The 19,344-nt window shown below is 71.5% G+C and carries 20 protein-coding genes and 1 tRNA gene; 9 read left to right on the top strand and 12 right to left on the bottom strand.

Features of this window, described 5'->3' with window-relative positions:
* Nucleotides 1-11 precede the first annotated feature (11 nt).
* Both DEJ22_RS13720 and DEJ22_RS13725 read left to right on the top strand, forming a co-directional pair.
* Nucleotides 12-707 (top strand): response regulator transcription factor, encoded by a 696-nt coding sequence (locus DEJ22_RS13720; RefSeq protein WP_069713320.1) that lies wholly within the window; start codon nt 12-14, stop codon nt 705-707.
* 61 nt (nt 708-768) lie between these two features.
* Nucleotides 769-2,469, top strand: coding sequence for a sensor histidine kinase (locus DEJ22_RS13725; RefSeq protein WP_284174736.1), 1,701 nt, complete (start codon nt 769-771; stop codon nt 2,467-2,469).
* 199 nt (nt 2,470-2,668) lie between these two features.
* Here DEJ22_RS13725 and DEJ22_RS13730 read toward each other — a convergent pair whose 3' ends face one another.
* Nucleotides 2,669-3,214 carry a hypothetical protein gene (locus tag DEJ22_RS13730; RefSeq protein ID WP_284174737.1) on the bottom strand — a complete coding sequence of 182 codons (546 nt, stop codon included), beginning with the start codon at nt 3,212-3,214 and terminating at the stop codon, nt 2,669-2,671.
* A gap of 123 nt (nt 3,215-3,337) precedes the next feature.
* Here DEJ22_RS13730 and DEJ22_RS13735 point away from each other — a divergent pair, with 123 nt between their 5' ends.
* Complete coding sequence (locus DEJ22_RS13735; RefSeq protein WP_111228558.1) at nt 3,338-3,526, top strand: hypothetical protein; 189 nt, start codon at nt 3,338-3,340, stop codon at nt 3,524-3,526.
* A gap of 305 nt (nt 3,527-3,831) precedes the next feature.
* On the opposite strand, the gene groL is transcribed toward DEJ22_RS13735, so the two are convergent.
* From groL to DEJ22_RS13765, 6 genes are all read right to left on the bottom strand, one after another.
* Nucleotides 3,832-5,451 (bottom strand): chaperonin GroEL, encoded by a 1,620-nt coding sequence (gene groL / locus DEJ22_RS13740; RefSeq protein ID WP_111228287.1) that lies wholly within the window; start codon nt 5,449-5,451, stop codon nt 3,832-3,834.
* Between the two features lie 278 nt (nt 5,452-5,729).
* Entirely contained in the window at nt 5,730-5,933 is a 204-nt protein-coding gene (locus DEJ22_RS13745) for a cold-shock protein (protein WP_058740472.1), read from the bottom strand.
* 170 nt (nt 5,934-6,103) lie between these two features.
* Nucleotides 6,104-6,694, bottom strand: coding sequence for a LytR C-terminal domain-containing protein (locus DEJ22_RS13750; protein ID WP_111228286.1), 591 nt, complete (start codon nt 6,692-6,694; stop codon nt 6,104-6,106).
* The gene (locus DEJ22_RS13755; RefSeq protein ID WP_258379729.1) at nt 6,691-6,990 is read right to left on the bottom strand and encodes a DUF3263 domain-containing protein; all 300 of its coding nucleotides are present in this window, start codon (nt 6,988-6,990) and stop codon (nt 6,691-6,693) included. The genes DEJ22_RS13750 and DEJ22_RS13755 overlap by 4 nt, the downstream gene beginning before the upstream one ends.
* 97 nt (nt 6,991-7,087) lie before the next feature.
* Entirely contained in the window at nt 7,088-8,086 is a 999-nt protein-coding gene (locus DEJ22_RS13760) for a DUF2332 family protein (protein WP_111228284.1), read from the bottom strand.
* Nucleotides 8,083-8,550, bottom strand: coding sequence for a GNAT family N-acetyltransferase (locus tag DEJ22_RS13765; protein ID WP_181430979.1), 468 nt, complete (start codon nt 8,548-8,550; stop codon nt 8,083-8,085). The genes DEJ22_RS13760 and DEJ22_RS13765 overlap by 4 nt, the downstream gene beginning before the upstream one ends.
* A 65-nt stretch (nt 8,551-8,615) precedes the next feature.
* Here DEJ22_RS13765 and msrB point away from each other — a divergent pair, with 65 nt between their 5' ends.
* Entirely contained in the window at nt 8,616-9,020 is a 405-nt protein-coding gene (gene msrB, locus DEJ22_RS13770) for a peptide-methionine (R)-S-oxide reductase MsrB (RefSeq protein WP_111228282.1), read from the top strand.
* Between the two features lie 36 nt (nt 9,021-9,056).
* Nucleotides 9,057-9,132 (top strand) — tRNA-Thr (locus DEJ22_RS13775).
* Between the two features lie 249 nt (nt 9,133-9,381).
* On the opposite strand, the gene DEJ22_RS13780 is transcribed toward DEJ22_RS13775, so the two are convergent.
* Nucleotides 9,382-10,413, bottom strand: coding sequence for an aldo/keto reductase (locus DEJ22_RS13780; RefSeq protein ID WP_111228281.1), 1,032 nt, complete (start codon nt 10,411-10,413; stop codon nt 9,382-9,384).
* Between the two features lie 237 nt (nt 10,414-10,650).
* On the bottom strand, nt 10,651-11,442 hold the full coding sequence (locus tag DEJ22_RS13785) for an alpha/beta fold hydrolase (protein WP_111228280.1): 792 nt from the start codon (nt 11,440-11,442) through the stop codon (nt 10,651-10,653).
* Here DEJ22_RS13785 and DEJ22_RS13790 point away from each other — a divergent pair.
* On the top strand, nt 11,441-12,301 hold the full coding sequence (locus tag DEJ22_RS13790) for an NAD(P)H-hydrate epimerase (protein WP_258379728.1): 861 nt from the start codon (nt 11,441-11,443) through the stop codon (nt 12,299-12,301). The two genes, DEJ22_RS13785 and DEJ22_RS13790, sit on opposite strands and share 2 nt — an antisense overlap.
* 9 nt (nt 12,302-12,310) lie before the next feature.
* Here the strand turns inward: DEJ22_RS13790 and DEJ22_RS13795 are convergent, their stop codons facing one another.
* The gene (locus DEJ22_RS13795) at nt 12,311-13,252 is read right to left on the bottom strand and encodes a 2-deoxy-5-keto-D-gluconate 6-phosphate aldolase domain-containing protein (RefSeq protein WP_111228279.1); all 942 of its coding nucleotides are present in this window, start codon (nt 13,250-13,252) and stop codon (nt 12,311-12,313) included.
* A 49-nt stretch (nt 13,253-13,301) separates the two neighbouring features.
* Nucleotides 13,302-14,444 carry a glycerol dehydrogenase gene (locus DEJ22_RS13800; protein ID WP_111228278.1) on the bottom strand — a complete coding sequence of 381 codons (1,143 nt, stop codon included), beginning with the start codon at nt 14,442-14,444 and terminating at the stop codon, nt 13,302-13,304.
* Between the two features lie 89 nt (nt 14,445-14,533).
* On the opposite strand from DEJ22_RS13800, the gene ypfJ reads away from it, so the two are divergent.
* Complete coding sequence (ypfJ, locus tag DEJ22_RS13805) at nt 14,534-15,427, top strand: KPN_02809 family neutral zinc metallopeptidase (protein WP_111228277.1); 894 nt, start codon at nt 14,534-14,536, stop codon at nt 15,425-15,427.
* A gap of 81 nt (nt 15,428-15,508) precedes the next feature.
* Here ypfJ and DEJ22_RS13810 read toward each other — a convergent pair whose 3' ends face one another.
* A complete protein-coding gene (locus DEJ22_RS13810; protein ID WP_181430978.1) occupies nt 15,509-16,441 on the bottom strand; it encodes a DsbA family protein in 933 nt (310 codons plus the stop codon).
* A 248-nt stretch (nt 16,442-16,689) separates the two neighbouring features.
* On the opposite strand from DEJ22_RS13810, the gene DEJ22_RS13815 reads away from it, so the two are divergent.
* Both DEJ22_RS13815 and DEJ22_RS13820 read left to right on the top strand, forming a co-directional pair.
* Entirely contained in the window at nt 16,690-17,790 is a 1,101-nt protein-coding gene (locus DEJ22_RS13815; protein WP_111228275.1) for an ABC transporter ATP-binding protein, read from the top strand.
* 103 nt (nt 17,791-17,893) lie between these two features.
* Nucleotides 17,894-19,198, top strand: coding sequence for a DUF4032 domain-containing protein (locus DEJ22_RS13820; RefSeq protein ID WP_111228274.1), 1,305 nt, complete (start codon nt 17,894-17,896; stop codon nt 19,196-19,198).
* Nucleotides 19,199-19,344: the final 146 nt, after the last annotated feature.

Here is a 19,344-nt window from a genome sequence, read left to right on the forward strand (position 1 = left end):
AGGATGGGCGCATGACCGATGGCCCCAAGATCCTGATCGTCGACGACGAGCCGAACATCCGCGACCTCCTCACGACCTCGTTGCGCTTCGCCGGGTTCGCCGTCCGCGCGGTCGGCAACGGTGCCCAGGCGATCTCCGCGGTGCTCGAGGAGGAGCCCGACCTGATCATCCTCGACGTCATGCTCCCCGACATGAACGGCTTCGGCGTCACCAAGCGCCTCCGCTCGTCGGGCTACACCTCGCCGATCCTGTTCCTCACCGCGAAGGACGACACCGAGGACAAGATCACCGGTCTCACCGTCGGCGGCGACGACTACGTCACGAAGCCGTTCTCCCTCGACGAGATCGTCGCGCGCATCAAGGCGATCCTGCGTCGCACGATGAACGACGAAGAGGACGCCATCATCCGCGCCGGCGAACTGACGATGGACCAGGACACGCACGAGGTCACCATCGGCGACGCACAGATCGAGCTGTCGCCCACCGAGTTCAAGCTCCTCCGCTACCTCATGCTCAACCCGAACCGCGTGCTGTCGAAGGCGCAGATCCTCGACCACGTCTGGGAGTACGACTTCAACGGCGACGCGGGCATCGTCGAGTCGTACATCTCCTACCTGCGCCGCAAGCTCGACCAGTACTCGACCGAGCCGATCATCCAGACGAAGCGCGGCTTCGGCTACATGCTGAAGGCGACCAAGGCGTCCTGACGCCGAGCACTCGGCGACCGTCCGGTTTCACCGGGCGGTCGCCGCTTATCGTTGGGGCAGCATGCACACGCGAATGAGCCGCTGGTGGGACGGGATCTCCCTCCGCACCAAGATCACCGGGATCACGGTGCTGCTCGTCGCGCTCGGTCTGCTCGTCGCCGGCCTCGGCACCATGACGGTGCTGTCGACCTACCTCATGCAGCAGCTCGACAACACGGTCAAGCAGACGACCGAGCAGCTCGAGGGCCAGAACATCAGCGACGGTCAGCAGTACTGCACGCTGTCGGTCGTCCTCTCGCAGAGCGCGTACGTCGCTGCCTACGACGCCCGTGGCGACAAGATCTGCCAGACACGGGCATCGAGCCGACCGGACATCCGCTCCCTCGACTTCGCCGGTGCGGCGCAGAGCTCGCAGCGCTTCTCGCTGTACGACAGCCAGCACGCCCACGAGTGGCGGGCGCAGGTGATCCCCGCCTCGCTGCAGAACCAGTCGAGCGGCACCACCGAGACGGGCTTCGTGCTCGTGGCCGTCTCGAGCGCCGACACCGACCAGACCATCGCGCGGTTCACGGTCATCTTCCTGGGCTTCGGCATCTCGGTGATCCTGCTCGGCGCGATGCTCACCCGACTCCTCGTCACCGCCACGTTCGACCCGCTGCGCGACGTCGAGGACACGGCCGCCCGGTTCGCCGCCGGCGACTTCAACCAACGACTCGAGGCGGACACCCCGAACACCGAGGTGGGCCGGCTCAACCGCTCGCTCAACGCGATGCTCGAGCGCATCGACTCGGCATTCGAGGACCGCGAGCGGACGATCGACCAGATGCGGCGCTTCGTCGGCGACGCGTCGCACGAGCTCCGCACCCCGCTGGTGTCGCTGCGCGGGTACGCCGAGCTCTACCGGATGGGTGCCCTGCGCAAGGAAGAGGACGTCGCCCAGGCGATGGAGCGCATCGAGAAGGAGGCCCAGCGCATGGGCCTGCTCGTGCAGGACCTGCTCCAGCTCGCACGCATCGACGAGTCCAAGCCGCTCGAACTCGGACCGGTCGACCTCGTCGCGATCGCCCGCGACTCCGCGCTGGACACCATGGCGTCCAACCCCGACCGCGAGATCCAGGTGCTCGTCGAGGACTCCGTCACGGGTGTGAGCGTGCCGCAGGCGGTGCGCCCGGGTGCCTCCGGGCAGACCGACACCGGCGAGGCCCCGGTCTCCCCGCCCTCGGCGAACACGACCGGACCGATCGCGTTCTCACGGCAGACGATCGCGCGGCTCCGAGCACGTCGCAACCGGGCGATGGGCGTCGAGGGCGTCGCCCCGACCGACGAGACCAGCCCGCTGCCGACCGTCGTGCTCCCCGCACGGCCGCCGATCGTGCTGGCGGAGGAGAACAAGATCCGTCAGGTCGTGACGAACCTGATGGGCAACGCGATGCGGTTCACCGAGCACGACGACCCGATCGAGATCGGCATCGGCGTGGACGACGAGCGGGGCATGGCGCACATCGACGTCATCGACCACGGCGAGGGCATCCCGCCGCAGCTCCGCGAGAAGATCTTCCAGCGCTTCTGGCGTGCGGACACCTCGCGCGCGCGTGACACCGGCGGCTCGGGCCTCGGTCTCGCGATCGTGTCCGGCATCGTGCACGCACACAACGGGTCGGTCGAGGTGTTCGACACCGAGGGCGGTGGCGCCACCTTCCGCGTCTGGCTCCCCCTGCTCCCCCGCGACTACACCCCGGCCCCGAAGTCCCCCGCCGCCTGACGGGCGCCCGGCAGCCGGCCGCCCGGCCGCCCGGCGAGCCGGCCGCCGGCCGCCGGCCGCCGTTCCGGTCGCAGGACTTGCCGCTCATCTCCGCCCGAGGCGGCAAGTCGTGCGACTCGAACGGCCGCAGACGGCAAGTCGTGCGACTCGGCTGAACGGGCCCAGTCCCCCGGAGGGACCTGCGAGCTACCGGATCGGTTCACGTCCGGGCGGCGAAGGCCTGGCGGAGTCGTTCGAACAGCACCGCGGGTCGAGCCGCGTCTGCAGCCGTCGCGTGCACCACGATCCACCCGTTGACGGCGAACCCGTTCCCACGGCGTTGATCGTGCCGGAAGACGTCGCGCTCGCGGTGGTGGTCGCCGTCGTACTCGAGTGCGATACGGAGCCCGGGCCAGCACATGTCCACCCGTCCGAGGAAGGTCCCGCGTTCGTCGAACACCTCGTGGTTGAGCACGGGCTCCGGGAAGCCAGCATCGACGACGTCGAGTCGGACCAGCGTCTCCATGGGTGACTCGCTCCCCGGTCGCACGGCTTCGAGCGCAGCCCGTGCGAGGACGACTCCGCGCCCGCGTGGACGGAGGGCCCGCGCGAGGTCCTCGACCGTGGCGAGCCCCGCGCGTCCCACGAGGTGGTCGCCGAGGACGACGAGCGCCCGGAGGTCGAAGAGGGTGGCACACTCCGCCCAGGCGCGGGCGGGCGCGCTGACCGGGACGCCGTCCTGCTCGACGGTGTCATCGTCGTGCACACGGTGAGCAGTGACGCCCGGGCGACGCATGAGGCCTGCTGCTCCGACGGTCGCCACGTGGACCTGCGATCCTCCAGGGTGTTCCCTCGGCACCGGCGCTCCCCACAGGCTGGCGGCGGTCGCATGGCTGAAGCGCTGGTCGGGCCGGAGCACCAGGGCGATGCACTCGACCAGGCTGGCCTCGCGATCACGAGGTACGCGGACGCCGTGGACGGGACGCCGGAGATCAGCACGGCGCATGCGGCTCGTACCCTCGCCGGACCGACGAGCTTCAGCGACGGTGAAGACCCGATCCGCCAGGCCCTCAGGTAATGCGCGCGGGGTGGACATGAGTGCATGCTGGACCCACGGAGGGTCACCGCCGGTCGAGGCGGGCGCAGCTGTGGAGACTGCCACCCGCCGAGCCTCCTGTGCGGGAAAAGCACCTGCGTTCCCGTCGCACGACGTGCCGCGCGTGGTCGTTGCCGGCGCACGACTTGCCGTCGCGGAGGAACTTGAGCGGCAAGTCGTGCGACCGGGACTCCCCCGGCGCCAGCCCCCGCACCAGCCCCGCCCCGCCCCGCACGCGGAAGGGCCCCGCACGCGCGCTGCGTGCGGGGCCCTTCCGGCTACCGGGACTAGAAGTCCATGCCACCCGTGGGGTCGCCGGCCGGCATGGCCGGGGTCTTCTCCGGCTTGTCGGCGACGACGGCCTCGGTGGTCAGGAACAGACCGGCGATCGACGCGGCGTTCTGCAGCGCCGAGCGCGTGACCTTGGCCGGGTCGATGATGCCCGCGGCCACCAGGTCGACGTACTCGCCGGTCGCGGCGTTGAGGCCGTGACCCGACTCGAGCTCGCGGACCTTGGCGGCGACGACGCCCGGCTCGAGACCGGCGTTCAGCGCGATCTGCTTGAGCGGCGCGTCGATCGCGACGCGGACGATGTTCGCACCGGTCGCCTCGTCACCCTCGAGGGTGAGCGAGTCGAGCGCGACGGACGCCTGGATGAGCGCGACGCCACCACCGGCGACGATGCCCTCCTCGACGGCGGCCTTCGCGTTGCGGACAGCGTCCTCGATGCGGTGCTTGCGCTCCTTGAGCTCGACCTCGGTCGCCGCACCCGCCTTGATGACGGCGACGCCGCCGGCGAGCTTGGCGAGACGCTCCTGGAGCTTCTCGCGGTCGTAGTCGGAGTCGGTCGCCTCGATCTCGGAGCGGATCTGACGGACGCGGCCCGCGATCTGCTCGTCGTCGCCGGCACCCTCGATGATCGTGGTCTCGTCCTTGGTGATGATCACCTTGCGGGCCTTGCCCAGCAGGTCGAGGGTCGCGTTCTCGAGCTTGAGGCCGACCTCCTCCGAGATGACCTGGCCGCCGGTCAGGATCGCGATGTCCTGCAGCATGGCCTTGCGACGGTCACCGAAGCCCGGGGCCTTGACGGCGACGGACTTGAAGATGCCGCGGATCTTGTTCACGACGAGCGTCGCGAGGGCTTCGCCGTCGACGTCCTCGGCGATGATGAGGAGCTGCTTGCCCGCCTGGATCACCTTGTCGACGACCGGCAGCAGGTCCTTGATGTTCGAGATCTTCGAGTTGACGATCAGGATGTACGGGTCCTCGAAGACCGCCTCCTGGCGCTCCGGGTCCGTGACGAAGTACTGCGACAGGTAGCCCTTGTCGAAGCGCATGCCCTCGGTGAGCTCGAGCTCGGTGCCGAAGGTGTTCGACTCCTCGACGGTGACGACGCCCTCCTTGCCGACCTTGTCGATCGCCTCGGCGATGAGCTCGCCGATGGTGGAGTCAGCGGCCGAGATCGACGCGGTCGCGGCGATCTGGTCCTTCGTCTCGATGTCCTTCGCGTTGGCGAGGAGCTGGTCGGAGACGGCGGCGACGGCCTTCTCGATGCCGCGCTTGAGCGACACGGGGTCGGCACCGGCGGCGACGTTGCGGAGGCCCTCGCGGACGAGCGCCTGGGCGAGCACGGTCGCGGTGGTCGTACCGTCACCGGCGACGTCGTCGGTCTTCTTGGCGACCTCCTTGACGAGCTCCGCACCGATCTTCTCGTACGGGTCGTCGAGCTCGATCTCCTTGGCGATGGAGACACCGTCGTTCGTGATCGTGGGGGCGCCCCACTTCTTCTCGAGGACGACGTTGCGGCCGCGCGGGCCGAGCGTCACCTTCACGGCGTCGGCCAGGGTGTTCAGGCCGCGCTCGAGGCCACGGCGGGCCTCCTCGTCGAAAGCAATGATCTTAGCCATGTGAGTTTCTCGTCCCTCCCGGACGTCGTCATGGGGGTCGTGCTGGCACTCAGCGTGAGCGAGTGCCAACGCCGATTCTGGCACTCGCCGGGTGCGAGTGCAACACAGCCGGGAGGCCCGGGTCGTCTTCCCAGGACATGCTGCGGCACGAGCGCGTCGACCTGGTCGCGGTGCGAGCCCGGGGGCCTCGCGCCTGACCGGTCCGGGCCGCCCCGACCCCGGACACGACGGACGCGCCGCCCCAGACGGGACGGCGCGTCGCGTGGTGTTGCCCGGGTTCAGGCGGGTCGGACGGACTCGGCCTGCGGCCCCTTCGCCCCGGTCCCGACGTCGAACGTCACCGCCTGGCCCTCCTCGAGGACCTTGTACCCCGACATGTCGATTGCCGAGTAGTGCACGAACACGTCCTGGCCCCCTCCATCCACGGTGATGAAGCCGAAGCCCTTCTCGGCGTTGAACCACTTCACGGTTCCGTTGGCCATGATCTCTTGCTCCCTGGTGCTGCTGTTGCGAACGACACGGTCGTCGTCTGGCGATGACTCTTGCCCACGGGGAGCGACAGGGCAAGGGGTGTGACGTTCTTTCACGACGATTCCGTCAGAAATCAACGTGCCGGAAACACGCCTGTCACAAACGTCGTCCGCCGAGCGCGTCAGCCGCCGTAGTCGGCGCCGAGGACGACGCTGACGTCGGCGTTCGGGAAGGCCGCCGACTGCTGGACGGCCGTGATGCCGAGGGCGTCCGCGACGCCCTGCGCCACGGCCTGCTGCTCCGCCTGCTGGTAGTAGACGGTCGAGGTCGTCGCGCCCGTCGTGCCGGCGTCCCCCGTCGAGGTCACCTTCCACCCCGCGGAGGTGAGCGACGCACTCGCGCGGGCGGCGAGACCGGTCGTGGTGGTGCCGTTGAGCACCACGACGCTCGTCGCACCCTGGTCAGCTGGTGATGCCGCCCCCGGTGCCTCCTCGGTCGGGGACGCCGTCTCCGACGGCTCCGAGGGCCCGGCCGACGCGGTCGCGGACGGGCTCGAGGAGCGCGACGGCGAGGACGTCGCGCCCGGGAACGAGTAGCTGCCGTTGAGGAGCGCGAGCACGAGCACGCCGACGAGCACGAGGACCCCGGTCGCGAGCGCGGCCCAGGCGAACGCCGCCCAGCCGCGCCCACGGCGCCGGGCACCACGGTGCGCGCCGACGCGCGGACCGTCGGTGACGTCGTCGAACCGGTCTCGCGGGAATCTCTCGGTCATCGTTCCTCTTCACGGGGATCGGGCGTGGCAGGGGGCGCGACGAAGGAGCGCGCCGCTCGTGCTCGGGTGCGTGCGTGCCGGAGCCGCTGCAGTCGACCGACCAGCTGCGGGTCGAACGCGAGCGCGGCGGGCTGGTCGATCACGCGGTTGAGCACCTGGTAGTACCGCGCCGGCGACATGTCGAACTCGACCCGGATGTCCGCTTCCTTCGTGCGGTCGTGCTGCGCCCGGTCGTGCTCGAACGCGAGCACGCGCTTGTCGAGCTCACTGAGCTCGTCGGTGGGGAGGGCGGTCACGGCACTTCCGGTCACGGTTCGGTCACGGGTCTCGCACATCGTAGGGGTGGCAGGCAGCTGCACCCTGGCACGCACCTGGACTGTCGCGAAGCCCGGTTCAGGCTCCGGGCCGCCGGAACCAGCGCACGCGGACGCCGAACGGGTCGCAGACCGCGAGGGCGACGCCGTCGAGCGAGACCGTGGCGAAGGCGTCCGGGTCCGCCGGGTCCACGTCGGCGGGCAGGGTCTCGGCGACCCCGCGGAGGATGCCGGTCCGCTCGAGGGCGACCCAGTGGACGCCGCGCTCGCGGAGCCGGTCCACCACGCGCTGCCGGTCCGCCCCGGGCACGTAGACCAGGGTCCCGGTGGTGAGCACCACCGGTCGGACGCCGTCCGGCAGCGCGTCCAGGGCGCGGTCGAGGTCACCCGGCAACGTGCCCCGGATCCGGACGGGAGGCACGGCGAGCGTCGCGCGCGCTGCCTCGCGCATCAGGGCGGTGCGGTCCGTCGCCTCGGGCGGGACGGCCTCGACCAGGCGGTCGAACGCCCCGGGCTCGGCGAGGTCGATCGGGTTCGGGTCGAGCGCGACCCGCGCGCCGATGCGGATCGGGGTCGTCGTCGGCGCGGGGGCCGTCCCGCTGGTCTCGACCGTCAGGTGCACCGAGGGCTCGGCGACGGCGGCGTGCACCCGGACGACGCCGTCCGGGGTGCGGTGGTCGAGGGTCACGCGGTCCGGGATCGAGCAGAGTCCGGCCGCCGCCCCGGCGTCGACGAGCCCGAGCGGCCGCTCGTCGGCCGCGGCGAGCGCCGCGAACACCGGGACGACGGGACCGAGCCGCCGCGGGTCGTTGGCCTGCACCGTGGCGGTGGCGAGTGCCGCTGTGAAGGCGGGACGGGCCTCCCGGCCGAGCGCACGCAGGGACCCCGGGTCCGACGGGTCCGCGCCGAGTCGCCGTGCGACCGCGAAGACGAGCTCCGGCTGCCGCTGCTGCTCGGGGACCGCGTCCAGGAGCGCGACCAGATCGCCGTCGACGGACCGCGCCCAGGCCGCGTACGACGGCGACACCGGGGCGATGCGCTCGGCGTAGGCGGCGTACCGCTCGTGCGTCCCGGTCACGGGCGGTGCATGCCGACGTGGCGGATGCCGGCCTCGTCGTACGGCTCGCCGAACCGGACGAAGCCGTGGCGTTCGTACAGGCCCGCGACGTACTCCTGGGCGTGCAGGACGAACGGCTCGTGCCCGTGCGCACCGAGCACGGCGGCGACCAGGCTGCTGGCGATCCCGCGGCCGCGGTGCTCGGGGTGCGTGGCGACCCGGCCGACGACCCAGGCCGGGGCGACGGACCCGGCGGGGTGCGCCTCGTCGGGCGCGGGCCGGACCAGGCGGAGGTACCCGACCGGATCGTCGTCCGCTCCGAACCACCAGTGCTCGGTGTCGGGCTCGCGGTCGCGACCGTCGAAGTCGTCAGCGGTGACCCGCTGCTCGAGCGCGAACACGCGGTTCCGCAGCCGCACGATGCCGTACAGTTCGTCCGTCGTCAGGCGGGTCCAGCGGGCGTGGCGGACGGAATGCTCGGACATCGTCGCGAGTTTACTGAAGGGGTCGGGCATCACCATCGAGCCCCGACCGGAAGCAGGAGGAAGCAATGGCGTACAACGTCGACAAGTCGGACGCCCAGTGGCGCGAGGAGCTCTCCCCGGACCAGTACGCCGTGCTCCGGCAGGCCGGGACCGAGCGGCCGTGGACGGGCGAGCTGCTCGACGAGGAGCGCGCCGGCATCTACACGTGTGCGGCGTGCGGCGCGGAGCTGTTCCAGAGCGGCACGAAGTTCGACTCCGGTTGCGGGTGGCCCTCGTTCTACGAGTCCGTCCGGCCCGAGGCGGTGCAGCTCATCGAGGACAAGTCGCTCGGCATGGTGCGCACCGAGGTCCGCTGTGCGAACTGCGGCTCGCACCTCGGGCACGTGTTCCCCGACGGCTTCGGCACCCCGACGGGTGACCGCTACTGCATGAACTCGCTGTCGCTGAACTTCTCCGAGCAGAGCGAGTGAGCCCCCGACGCGTCCGCCGCTAGGATGGGCGCGTCAGCCGGCATGGCGCAATTGGTAGCGCACCGTACTTGTAATACGGGGGTTGCGGGTTCGAGTCCCGCTGCCGGCCCCAGACATCGGGAGACGAAGGGCCCGGACGGATGGCCGTCCGGGCCCTTCGGCGCGTGGAACGCGGATCAGGGGGCGTTCCGGGCGCTCGACGCGGTAACCAGCCGGTCGTACGTCGATGGTGTCATCGGCCCGGGTGACGTGTCCATGCTTCTGTCCGCTTCCGCGCGAACCCGCACGGATGTGCAGGATCCGGCCGCCTCGTCTGCGTCCGCGCTGGTCGTCCGCCGGGTGGTCGCCGGGAGGCGCCCGGTCAGCGCCCGCCCGTGATCCGGCGTTCGCGCTGTGCGACGCCCGCCGTGCCGTAGGGGTAGTCGTCGACGCGCGGCGCGCTCGCCTCGGTCAGGGTCTGCAGCTCGTCGTCGGTGAGCACGAGGTCGGCCGCGCCCAGGTTGTCCTCGAGCTGTGCGACGGTGCGCGCGCCGAGGATGACGCTGGTGACCGCGGGCCGGGCGAGGAGCCAGGCGAGGGCGACCTGCGACCGCGAGGCGCCGTGGGCGTCGGCGACGGCGGACACCGCGTCGAGCACCTTCCACGTGCGCTCGTCCGCATTGCGGGCCTCCCACGCTTCCATGCCCCGCTGCGGGTCCTCACCGAGCCGGGTCGAGCCGGTCGGGGCCTCGTCCCGCTGGTACTTGCCGGAGAGCCAGCCGCCCGCCAGGGGCGACCACGGCAGCAGGCCGATGCCGGCGTCGAGACAGGCGGGCACGACCTCGTGCTCGATGTCGCGGACGAGCAGGTTGTACTGCGGCTGCAGCGTCACGGGCGGGGCCCAGTGGTGCGCCTTCGCCTCGTACACGGCCTTGGTGACCTGGTAGCCGAGGTAGTTCGAGAACCCGTACGAGCCGATCTTCCCCGCCGACACGGCGTCGTCGAGGAAGCGGAGGGTCTCCTCGACCGGCGTCAGGGCGTCCCACGCGTGCATCTGGTAGAGGTCGATGTGCTCGACGCCGAGCCGTTCGAGCGAGGCGTCGAGGGCGACGCGCAGGTGGCGGCGGGACAGACCGAGGTCGTTCGGGCCGTCGCCCTGCGGGAACCGGCCCTTCGTCGCGATGACGACCTGCTGCGCCTCGGTGGGGTGTGCGGCGAGCCATCGGCCGATGATCCGCTCGGACTCGTTGCCGGAGTAGACGTCCGCCGTGTCGACGAGGGTGCCGCCCGCGGCGACGAACGTGTCGAGGATCTGGTGGGAGGTGGGTTCGTCGGCCTCGCTGCCGAACGTCATGGTGCCGAGGGTCAGCGTCGACACCGATGTCCCGCTGTTGCCGAGGAGTCTGTAGTCCATGTCCGGACGCTACGCCCGGTCTCCCGGATCCGAGGGGTCCCGCCAGTACCCGTCAGGGGGTCAGCCCTGCCCCCTCAGCGCCTCTCGGACAGGGCAGTGCTGGTCAAGAACGTGATTGCGCGCTCTCGGAAGTCGCGCGAGGTCGGCGCAACGAACGGTGTCACTGCGTGGTTCCGCCGCTCAGGAACGCGATCGCCGCGTCCCGGAAGTCGCGCGAGGTCGGCGCACCGAACGGTGTCACTGCGTGGTTCCGCCGCTCAGGAGCGCGATCGCCGCGTCCCGGAAGTCGCGCGAGGTCGGCGCATTGAAGTGGTTCCGCCGCGGGATCTCGAAGAACGACGCGTCCGGTGCCGCCTCGGCCAGCCGCACGGCGCTGTCCCGGATCCCGTCCTCGCTGCCGGCGGCCATCAGGATCGGCTGCGCCGGTGCGTTCTCCGGCGTCGGCTCGACGCTGTTCCGCATCCCCTCGACCATCGCCACGAGCGCCCGCAGGTCGTTCCCCTCGACGTTCGCCGCCATCTGCAGGTAGCCGTTCGTCACGCGGTCCTCGACCGGGGTGCCGTCGGCGATGTACGCCTTCGCCTGGTCGACCGCGACGCGACGCATGGGGTCGGCGTCGGGGATCCCGCCGAGCACGGCCCGCGAGATGCGGTCCGGGATCCGCTCGGCGGTGTGCCAGCCGACGCGGGCGCCGAGCGAGTACCCGAGGAACGCGACGTCGTCGAGCAGGTAGGTGTCGATGACGGTGGTGACGTCGGCGACGAGCAGGTCCATCGAGTACGCGGACGGGTCGTGCGGCTTCGACGAGGCCCCGTGTCCGCGCTGGTCGAGCGCGACGACGCGGTACCCGGCGCGGACGAGGTCCCGCGTCCACCCGGAGGCGTGCCAGTTGAGGACGGCACCGGAGGCGAAGCCGTGCACGGCCACCACGACGGGGGCGTCCGGCTCGCCGAAGTCGTACGTCGCGAGCTTCAGGCCGTCCGGGGACATCACGGCACGGGGACGGGGCGCTTCGGGGACGAGTGACATGGCGCGACCAGGCTACCGGGGCATGGTGGTCGTCATGGACGGCTACGGCGGCGATCAGGTCCGGGCGGCGGAGCGGCCGCACCTCGAGGCGGGGGAACCCCTCATGCAGCGAGCTGCGGACGGGTTGGCACGGATCGTCGGCGAGCTGCTCGACGACCCCGCGGTCCGCCCGCAGGACGGGCCGGGATCGGTCCTGCTGCTCGTGGGCAGCGGCGACAACGGCGGCGACGCCCTGTTCGCGGGAGCGCGGCTGGCGGCGGACGGGAGGCACGTGGCGGTGCTGCGCGTCGGCTCACGCGTCCACGAGGCGGGCCTGGCAGCGGCGCTGGACGCCGGGGCACGCCTCGCCCCACCGGCACGGCCGGACCGCCGCTGGCGCGTCGCTCCGGATCCGGCGGCGTGGGCCCCGGACGGCCCATCCGACGCAGGCGCCGGCACCACCGGCGCGGCCGACATCCTGCAGGCTGCCGCGACCCCGGACGCCGAGCACCTGGCGGCGGTCGCCGCCGAGGCCGCCGCGGAGGCCGACCTCGTGCTCGACGGCATCCTCGGCATCGGGGCGGGCAGCGGCACTCCCCTGCGTTCCCCCGCTCGGCAGGTCGTCGACGCGATCCGCGAGCTCGCCCGCGACCAGCGCGCCCCGTTCGTCGTCGCCGTCGACGTGCCGAGCGGCATCGACGTCGACACCGGCGCGGTGGCGGACGACCACGTGCTGCACGCCGACGTCACGGTGACGTTCGGCGGTGTGAAAGCGGGTCTGCTCACCGGCCCCGGGGCGACGCTCGCGGGACGGATCGAGCTCGTCGACGTGGGGATCGGCGCGGACCTCGCGACCATGGAGCCGCTGATCCGCACCTGACCGCTGGTGTCAGGCCGCCCCGGCGTCCACCCCGTGCACGACGTCGGGGCGCGCCTCGAGCCAGGTGTCCACGAAGTGCCGGTAGTTCGCGGCGATCACCTGCTCGGCCGCCTCGTGGTCGAGCCCCCGCTGCACCACGTCGTCGAGGGCGTCCTCCCAGTTGCTCCGTCCGATGGCGAACCCGACGAAGCCGTCGACGGGTGCGGCCACGCGCAGCCAGTGGTCGAGCTGCTCCTCGGGGGCGTCGCGGCCGAGCACGATGCACTGCACGCGGTCACGACCTCCGGCCCGCGCCGCGGCGACGACGCGCTCGGCGTCCTCGGTGCGGTCGAGGCCCTCGAGCTTCCACACGTCCGGCTCGACACCGTGCTCCTGCAGGTACCCGATCGTCTCGACGACGAGGCCGGGCCGGACGTCGCGGTCGTAGTCGTCGGCCTGCGCCTGCTGCTCGTCGGTCCCCGGCACCAGGAGCTCGACGAGGAACGCCCGGTCCGCGTCGTGCAGGGCGCGGGAGACCGCGGCCAGCCGCTCGGCCTGCGACTGCCGGTCACCGGCGTCGAACGCGGGGTTGTCGCGGACCAGGACCTTCACGAAGTCGGGGTCGAACGCGTCGACGTGCGTGAGCCAGTCGTCGCCGTACTCGAGCTCGAACCACTCGCGACCTGAGCGCTCGATCGGCATCGCGAGCTGCAGCCCGGCCTCGCGGACGAGCCGGGCGACGTCGGCGCCGTAGCGCTCGTCGACGAGGACGCCGGTGCGCTCACGGGACGCCCCTGCGGCGAGCGCCGTCAGGAGCCCGCGGTACACGAGATGCTTGCCGGCCCGGACGCGCTCGGCGTCGGCCTCGTCCGCGGGCTCGCCGGAGGCGTCGCCGTAGGTGTGCTCCAGGAGCGAGGACCGCTGGTCCATCGCGAGGAGGAAGAGGGGGTGCTGTTCGTCGAGGTCGGCCATGCCGCCATGCTGCTCGCACCCCCTCCGGCCGCACTCAGTCGGCGCGGGCTCAGTGGGCGCGGTACGGTTCCGGCTCCGGCAGGCCGTGCGCGGCCCGGATGCTGCGCGAGACGCCCTCGATCGCGACGAGCGCGTCGACCACGGCCTCGGCGGTCACGGGGAACGGCATGTTGTGGATGGTCTCGCTCTCCACGGTGGCGGCCTCGGCGACGGCCTGCAGCACGTCGCGGTCGTCGACGGTGAGGCCGATCTCGGTCAGGGTGTTCGGCAGCCCGACCTTCGTGGTGAAGACGACGAAGTCCTCGATCTCCTCGGCGGGCGCCCCCTCGAGCACGAGCTGTGCGATCGTCCCGACGTTGACCTTCTGCCCGTGGGCGAGACCGTGCGCCTGCGGTGCCGCGGTCAGTCCGTTGTGGATCGCGTGCGCTGCGGCGAGGCCACCGGACTCGAAGCCGAGCCCGGAGAGCAGGGTGTTCGCCTCGACGACCTTCTCGAGCGCGGGCGTGACCACCTTCGCCTTGACGGACTCGATCGCCTGCAGCGCGTTGTCGTGCAGCAGGCGCCACGACAACTCGGCGAGCGCGACACCGGTCTCGGTCTGGAGCCCGCCGGCCATGGTGTCGGCGTTCGCGCGCTTCGCGGCACGGGCCTCGACCCAGGTGGCGAGCGCGTCGCCGATGCCCGCGACGAGGAACTGCACGGGGGCGTTCGCGACGAGCTTCGTGTCGATGAGCACGAGGTCGGGGTTGTGCGGGAAGAAGCGGTACTCGATGAACTCGCCCTCCTCGGAGTACACGACGGCGAGCGCCGAGGTCGGCGCATCCGTCGACGCCGCGGTCGGCACGCTCGCCCAGCGCACGCCGGCGAGGTGTCCGGCGGCCTTCGCGGCGTCGATCGCCGAACCGCCGCCGAGGCCGACGACCACGTCGGACTCCGTCTCGCGGATCGTCGCGGTGAGGTCGTCGATCGCCTGCGGGGTCGCGAAGCGTCCGAAGCCGACCCGCTCGACGGGGAGCCCGGCGGCGTCGAAGCTCGTGCGGACGGCGTCCTCGACGATCCCCCACACCACGTCGTCGGCGACGAGCAGCGGGCGCTTCCCGATCGGTGCGACGAACTCGCCGACGCGGGTGATCGCGTCCTTGCCCTGCACGTAGCGAGCGGGGCTCATCACGGTGCTGATCGGAGTGACCATGTGCTGCTTCCTTCCGGTTGGACGACAGGTGTCGGCGTTCGCCGATGGGCTCGACGCTACCCGGGGCGCCTCCGGGTACGGTCTGCGGCATGACGTTCAACGAGGACTCGCAGCTCAGCGGCGGGAAGGTGCAGCGCCGCGGGCGGACCGCGGCGATCGGGGGCGGCGGTGTCGGCGTCGCGGCGATCGTGGTGTTCCTCATCGCGCAGTTCACCGGGTTCGACCTGAGCGGTGTCGTCGGTGACGGCAGCGGCACCACCCAGATCCAGCAGCAGGACGAGACGGTGCAGCCGGCCCAGGAGTGCCGGACCGGCCGCGACGCGAACCAGCGGGTCGAGTGCCGCATGGAGGGGGCCGCCGAGTCGCTCGACGACTACTGGACCGACGAGGCCCGCACGCTCGGCATCTCGTACACGACACCCGGCTTCGTGCTCTTCGACGGGTCGACCGGGACCGGCTGCGGCCAGGCCTCGGCGGCGACCGGCCCGTTCTACTGCCCGCCGGACCGCTCGATCTTCCTCGACACCGCGTTCTACGACGACCTGCAGTCGCAGTACGGCTCGTCGGGCGGTCCGCTCGCGCAGATGTACGTCGTCGCGCACGAGTGGGGCCACCACGTGCAGCAGCTCCAGGGCACCTTCGCGGACACCGACCGCTCGGGGACGGGCGCGTCGTCGGGCAGTGTCCGCGTCGAGCTGCAGGCCGACTGCTACGCGGGCGCCTGGGTCGGGTCGGCCGCCACGACCGAGGACGCGAACGGCGAGACGTTCTTCGAGCCCGTCACCCGGTCGCAGATCGCCGACGCCCTGTCCGCCGCGAGCGCCGTCGGCGACGACAGCATCCAGGAGCGGGCGACGGGGCGCGTGGACCCGGACTCGTTCACGCACGGGTCGAGCGCGCAGCGGCAGGCCTGGTTCACCCGCGGCTACGAGCGCGGCGCGACCGCGTGCGACACGTTCAGCGTGCCCGGTTCGTCGCTCTGACCGACGGCCCGATGCACGGGAGGCTCCCCACCGGTCTGGTGGGGAGCCTCCCGTGCATCGGCGGCCGAGTGACCGCGCGGGTCAGTCGTCCGTCGCGCTCGCGGACGGCGTGCTGCTCGGCGAGCGCGTCGACGACGGGGTCGGCGTCGGCGTCGCGCCCGTCGTGCCGGCGGCCGAGAGCACGAACGTGCGGAAGTCGTCGTTCGTGATCGGCGAGGTCAGCTCGTACTGCTTGCCGTTCACCAGGACGAGGGGCGGCCCGGGGAACTCGCTCAGCGACGATCCGGGGATGTCCCCGTCCGTCACCGCGGTGGTCTGCTCGTCCACCCACTTGGCGTAGGTCTGGTCCTCGATGCAGTCGCGGATCGCCGACCGGTCCTGCACGCCGTCGACGCCCGTCACGAGCTGCTGGAGCTGCGCGTCGGTGAGCCCGGACGTGCCCTGCTCCGGCTGCCGGGCGAAGAGCGCCTGGTTCACGGCCCAGAACCGGTCCGGCGAGCGGTCGGCGACGCACGCGGCGGCGTTCGCGGCGCGCAGCGAGTACTTGGTGCCCTGCGAGCGGTTCGTCAGGACGGCGACCGGGTGCACGTCGACGGTCGCGGCACCGGAGTCGACCAGGCTGGCGATGTAGTCACCGTTGGCCTCCTCGAACTGCGCGCAGGTGTCGCAGAGGTAGTCCACGTACATCGTGATGCGCACCGCGCCGGAACCGTCGGTCGCACTCGGCGACGGGGTTCCCGAGGGGTCGACGGCCTTCAGGTCCTGCCCGATGGTGATGCCGCCCTGCGACATCGTGGCGGGGCCGGGACCGGCGGGCTTCACCGAGTCGACGAGCACGAGCGTCACGACCGCGACGGCCGCCAGGAGCACGACACCGAGACCGATCTGCAGGCCCAGGCGCGTCCCGCGCTGCCGACGCTTCTGCTGGGCCCGTGCACGTTGGGCCCGCTGGCGTGCGGCCTCTCGTCGTTCGTTCCGCGCGGCGCGGGCGTCACCCTCGGGGAGGTTGGTCATGCGTCGATGGTCCTCACGTAGTTGCCTGCCGTCCGCTCGGGCTCCCCCGGACGCCGGACGGACCCGCCGATCGTAGTGGTCCTTCCTGGGACCAGCCAACCAGGTCCCCCGGGCACTGGCGCCGGACGGCGAAGTCGTGTTGTATGAGCAGCGATGGTCGACGGCGACCATCCGGGGCCCCCACGGGCAACCGCTTCACTACGGATCGTCCGGCACGTACCTGCCGGTGAAGGAAGGACCGAACGCTCATGGCGTCCGTCACCTACGACAAGGCAACCCGTCTCTACCCCGGAGGCACCCGCCCCGCGGTCGACTCCCTCGACCTGGACATCGCCGACGGCGAGTTCCTCGTCCTCGTCGGCCCCTCGGGCTGCGGCAAGTCCACCTCCCTGCGCATGCTCGCCGGCCTCGAAGAGGTCAACTCGGGTGCGATCCGCATCGGCGAGCGTGACGTCACCGACGTCCCGCCGAAGGACCGCGACATCGCGATGGTGTTCCAGAACTACGCGCTCTACCCGCACATGACCGTCGCCGAGAACATGGGCTTCGCGCTCAAGATCGCCGGTGTCGGCAAGGAGGAGCGCGCCACCCGCGTGCAGGAGGCCGCGAAGCTCCTCGACCTCGAGCAGTACCTCGGCCGAAAGCCGAAGGCGCTCTCCGGTGGTCAGCGTCAGCGCGTCGCGATGGGCCGTGCGATCGTCCGTCAGCCGCAGGTGTTCCTCATGGACGAGCCGCTGTCGAACCTCGACGCCAAGCTCCGCGTCCAGACCCGCACCCAGATCGCCTCGCTGCAGCGCCGCCTCGGCGTCACCACGGTCTACGTCACGCACGACCAGACCGAGGCGCTCACCATGGGCGACCGCATCGCGGTGCTCAAGGACGGCATCCTGCAGCAGGTCGGCACCCCGCGCGACCTGTACGAGAAGCCGAACAACGTGTTCGTCGCCGGCTTCATCGGCTCGCCTGCCATGAACCTCCTGCCGGCGGACGTCGTCGAGGGCGGGATCAAGTTCGGCACGCTGAACCACCCGCTCGACCGCGACACCCTGTCGAACGCCCGCTCCGGCTCGATCACGGTCGGCATCCGCCCTGAGGACGTCATCGTCTCGACCTCGGGCGAGGGCCTGCCGGTCACGGTCGACGTCGTCGAGGAGCTCGGCGCCGACGGCTACCTGTACGGTCACGCCGACGTGAACGGCCAGCGCGCCGACATCGTCGCCCGTGTCGACGGCCGTTCGCACCCGTCGATCGGTGACACGATCGTCATCGCACCGAAGCAGGGCCACGTGCACGCGTTCGACACCGAGTCGGGCGAGCGCCTCGACGACAAGGCCGTCGTCAGCGCGTAACGACGGAACAGTCGGACAGGAGGCGCGGTGCCAGCTGGCACCGCGCCTCCCGTCTGTCAGACCGCCGCACCGACACCGGCCACCGCACCGACAGGAACCAACCGTGCCCGACTCCCTCTCCATCACCGCCGCGACCGTCGACCCGGGGCTGCTCGACCTCCCATGGGACCTGCCGCTCGAGGACTGGCCGGACGACGTCATCGTCGCGCTGCCGAAGGGCATCTCGCGACACCTGGTGCGCTTCGTGCACCTGAGCGGGTACGTCGCCGCGGTGAAGGAGACCGGCGAGGAGGTCGCGCGGAGCGAGTACGAGATGCTCCGCACGCTGCAGCGCATGGACGTGCCCTGCGTCGACCCGGTCGCCGTCATCACGAACCGCGTCGACGCGGACGGCGAGCCGCTCCACCCGGTGCTCGTGACCCGGCACCTGCGGTTCTCGCTGCCGTACCGCGCGCTCTACTCGCAGACGCTCCGCCCGGACACCGCCACGCGTCTCGTCGACGCCCTGGCGCTGCTGCTCGTCCGTCTGCACGTCATCGGCTTCTACTGGGGAGACGTGTCGCTGTCGAACACGCTGTTCCGTCGCGACGCGGGCGCCTTCGCTGCGTACCTCGTCGACGCCGAGACCGGCAAGCTCTACCCGGGCGGCCTGTCGAACGGGCAGCGTGAGAACGACCTCGAGGTCGCCCGGGTGAACATCGCGGGCGAGCTGCTGGACCTCGAGGCGGGCGGTCGCCTCGACGAGAACGCCGACCCCGTCGACGTGTCGAACCGGATCGTCGCGCAGTACCGGACGCTCTGGAAGGAACTCACCGGCACCGAGCAGTTCGACGTGAAGGAGCGCTGGCGCATCAACGACCGCGTCGAGCGGCTCAACGCGCTCGGGTTCGACATCGAGGAGCTCTCGATCCACACGACCGAGGGCGGTTCGCAGGTGCGGATCCAACCGAAGGTCGTCGACGCCGGTCACCACCAGCGTCGGCTGCTGCGCCTGACCGGGCTCGACGCCGGCGAGAACCAGGCCCGGCGGCTCCTCAACGACCTCGACGCGTACCGGGCGCGCAACGGGCGGGACCAGCTCGACGAGGAGATGGTGGCGCACGAGTGGGTGTCGCGGGTCTTCGAGCCCGTCGTCCGCTCGATCCCCCGCGACCTGCGTGGGCGCCTCGAGCCGGCAGAGGTCTTCCACGAGCTGCTCGAGCACCGCTGGTACATGTCCCAGGAGGAGGAGCGCTCCGTCTCGCTGCCCGAGGCCACGACCGCCTACATCAACGACGTGCTCCGCCACCGCCGTGACGAGCGCCTCCTCATCGACCCGCCGACGTCGTCGATGACGCTGCCGATCCCGGTGGTCGACGGCGATGAGGCGGACGAGGACGACGTCGAGGACTGGCGCGCCTCGGTCTGACCGTCCCGTCGCCCGCGCCCGTGCCTGGGCGAGCGGGCGAGATCCGTCACGCTCGGCCTCGCTGGACGACGGGTTCCGCCCGCTCGGCGTCGGTCACGCGGCGCGCCCTGCCCGCTCACGGGGCGGCCGCCGGACGGACTGGAGGC

It is taken from the genome of Curtobacterium sp. MCSS17_007 (assembly GCF_003234175.2).
In the GTDB taxonomy this organism is placed as follows: domain Bacteria; phylum Actinomycetota; class Actinomycetes; order Actinomycetales; family Microbacteriaceae; genus Curtobacterium.

Coding starts and splice junctions, on each gene's coding strand:
- DEJ22_RS13750 (WP_111228286.1), bottom strand. CDS start 6,694: ATGACCGAGAGATTCCCGCGAGACCGGTTCGACGACGTCACCGACGGT.
- DEJ22_RS13735 (WP_111228558.1), top strand. CDS start 3,338: ATGGCTGAAGCGCTGGTCGGGCCGGAGCACCAGGGCGATGCACTCGAC.
- DEJ22_RS13790 (WP_258379728.1), top strand. CDS start 11,441: ATGGCGCGACCAGGCTACCGGGGCATGGTGGTCGTCATGGACGGCTAC.
- DEJ22_RS13780 (WP_111228281.1), bottom strand. CDS start 10,413: ATGGACTACAGACTCCTCGGCAACAGCGGGACATCGGTGTCGACGCTG.
- DEJ22_RS13725 (WP_284174736.1), top strand. CDS start 769: ATGCACACGCGAATGAGCCGCTGGTGGGACGGGATCTCCCTCCGCACC.
- ypfJ (WP_111228277.1), top strand. CDS start 14,534: ATGACGTTCAACGAGGACTCGCAGCTCAGCGGCGGGAAGGTGCAGCGC.
- DEJ22_RS13810 (WP_181430978.1), bottom strand. CDS start 16,441: ATGACCAACCTCCCCGAGGGTGACGCCCGCGCCGCGCGGAACGAACGA.
- DEJ22_RS13720 (WP_069713320.1), top strand. CDS start 12: ATGACCGATGGCCCCAAGATCCTGATCGTCGACGACGAGCCGAACATC.
- DEJ22_RS13745 (WP_058740472.1), bottom strand. CDS start 5,933: ATGGCCAACGGAACCGTGAAGTGGTTCAACGCCGAGAAGGGCTTCGGC.
- DEJ22_RS13795 (WP_111228279.1), bottom strand. CDS start 13,252: ATGGCCGACCTCGACGAACAGCACCCCCTCTTCCTCCTCGCGATGGAC.
- DEJ22_RS13800 (WP_111228278.1), bottom strand. CDS start 14,444: ATGGTCACTCCGATCAGCACCGTGATGAGCCCCGCTCGCTACGTGCAG.
- DEJ22_RS13785 (WP_111228280.1), bottom strand. CDS start 11,442: ATGTCACTCGTCCCCGAAGCGCCCCGTCCCCGTGCCGTGATGTCCCCG.
- DEJ22_RS13815 (WP_111228275.1), top strand. CDS start 16,690: ATGGCGTCCGTCACCTACGACAAGGCAACCCGTCTCTACCCCGGAGGC.
- DEJ22_RS13765 (WP_181430979.1), bottom strand. CDS start 8,550: ATGTCCGAGCATTCCGTCCGCCACGCCCGCTGGACCCGCCTGACGACG.
- groL (WP_111228287.1), bottom strand. CDS start 5,451: ATGGCTAAGATCATTGCTTTCGACGAGGAGGCCCGCCGTGGCCTCGAG.
- msrB (WP_111228282.1), top strand. CDS start 8,616: ATGGCGTACAACGTCGACAAGTCGGACGCCCAGTGGCGCGAGGAGCTC.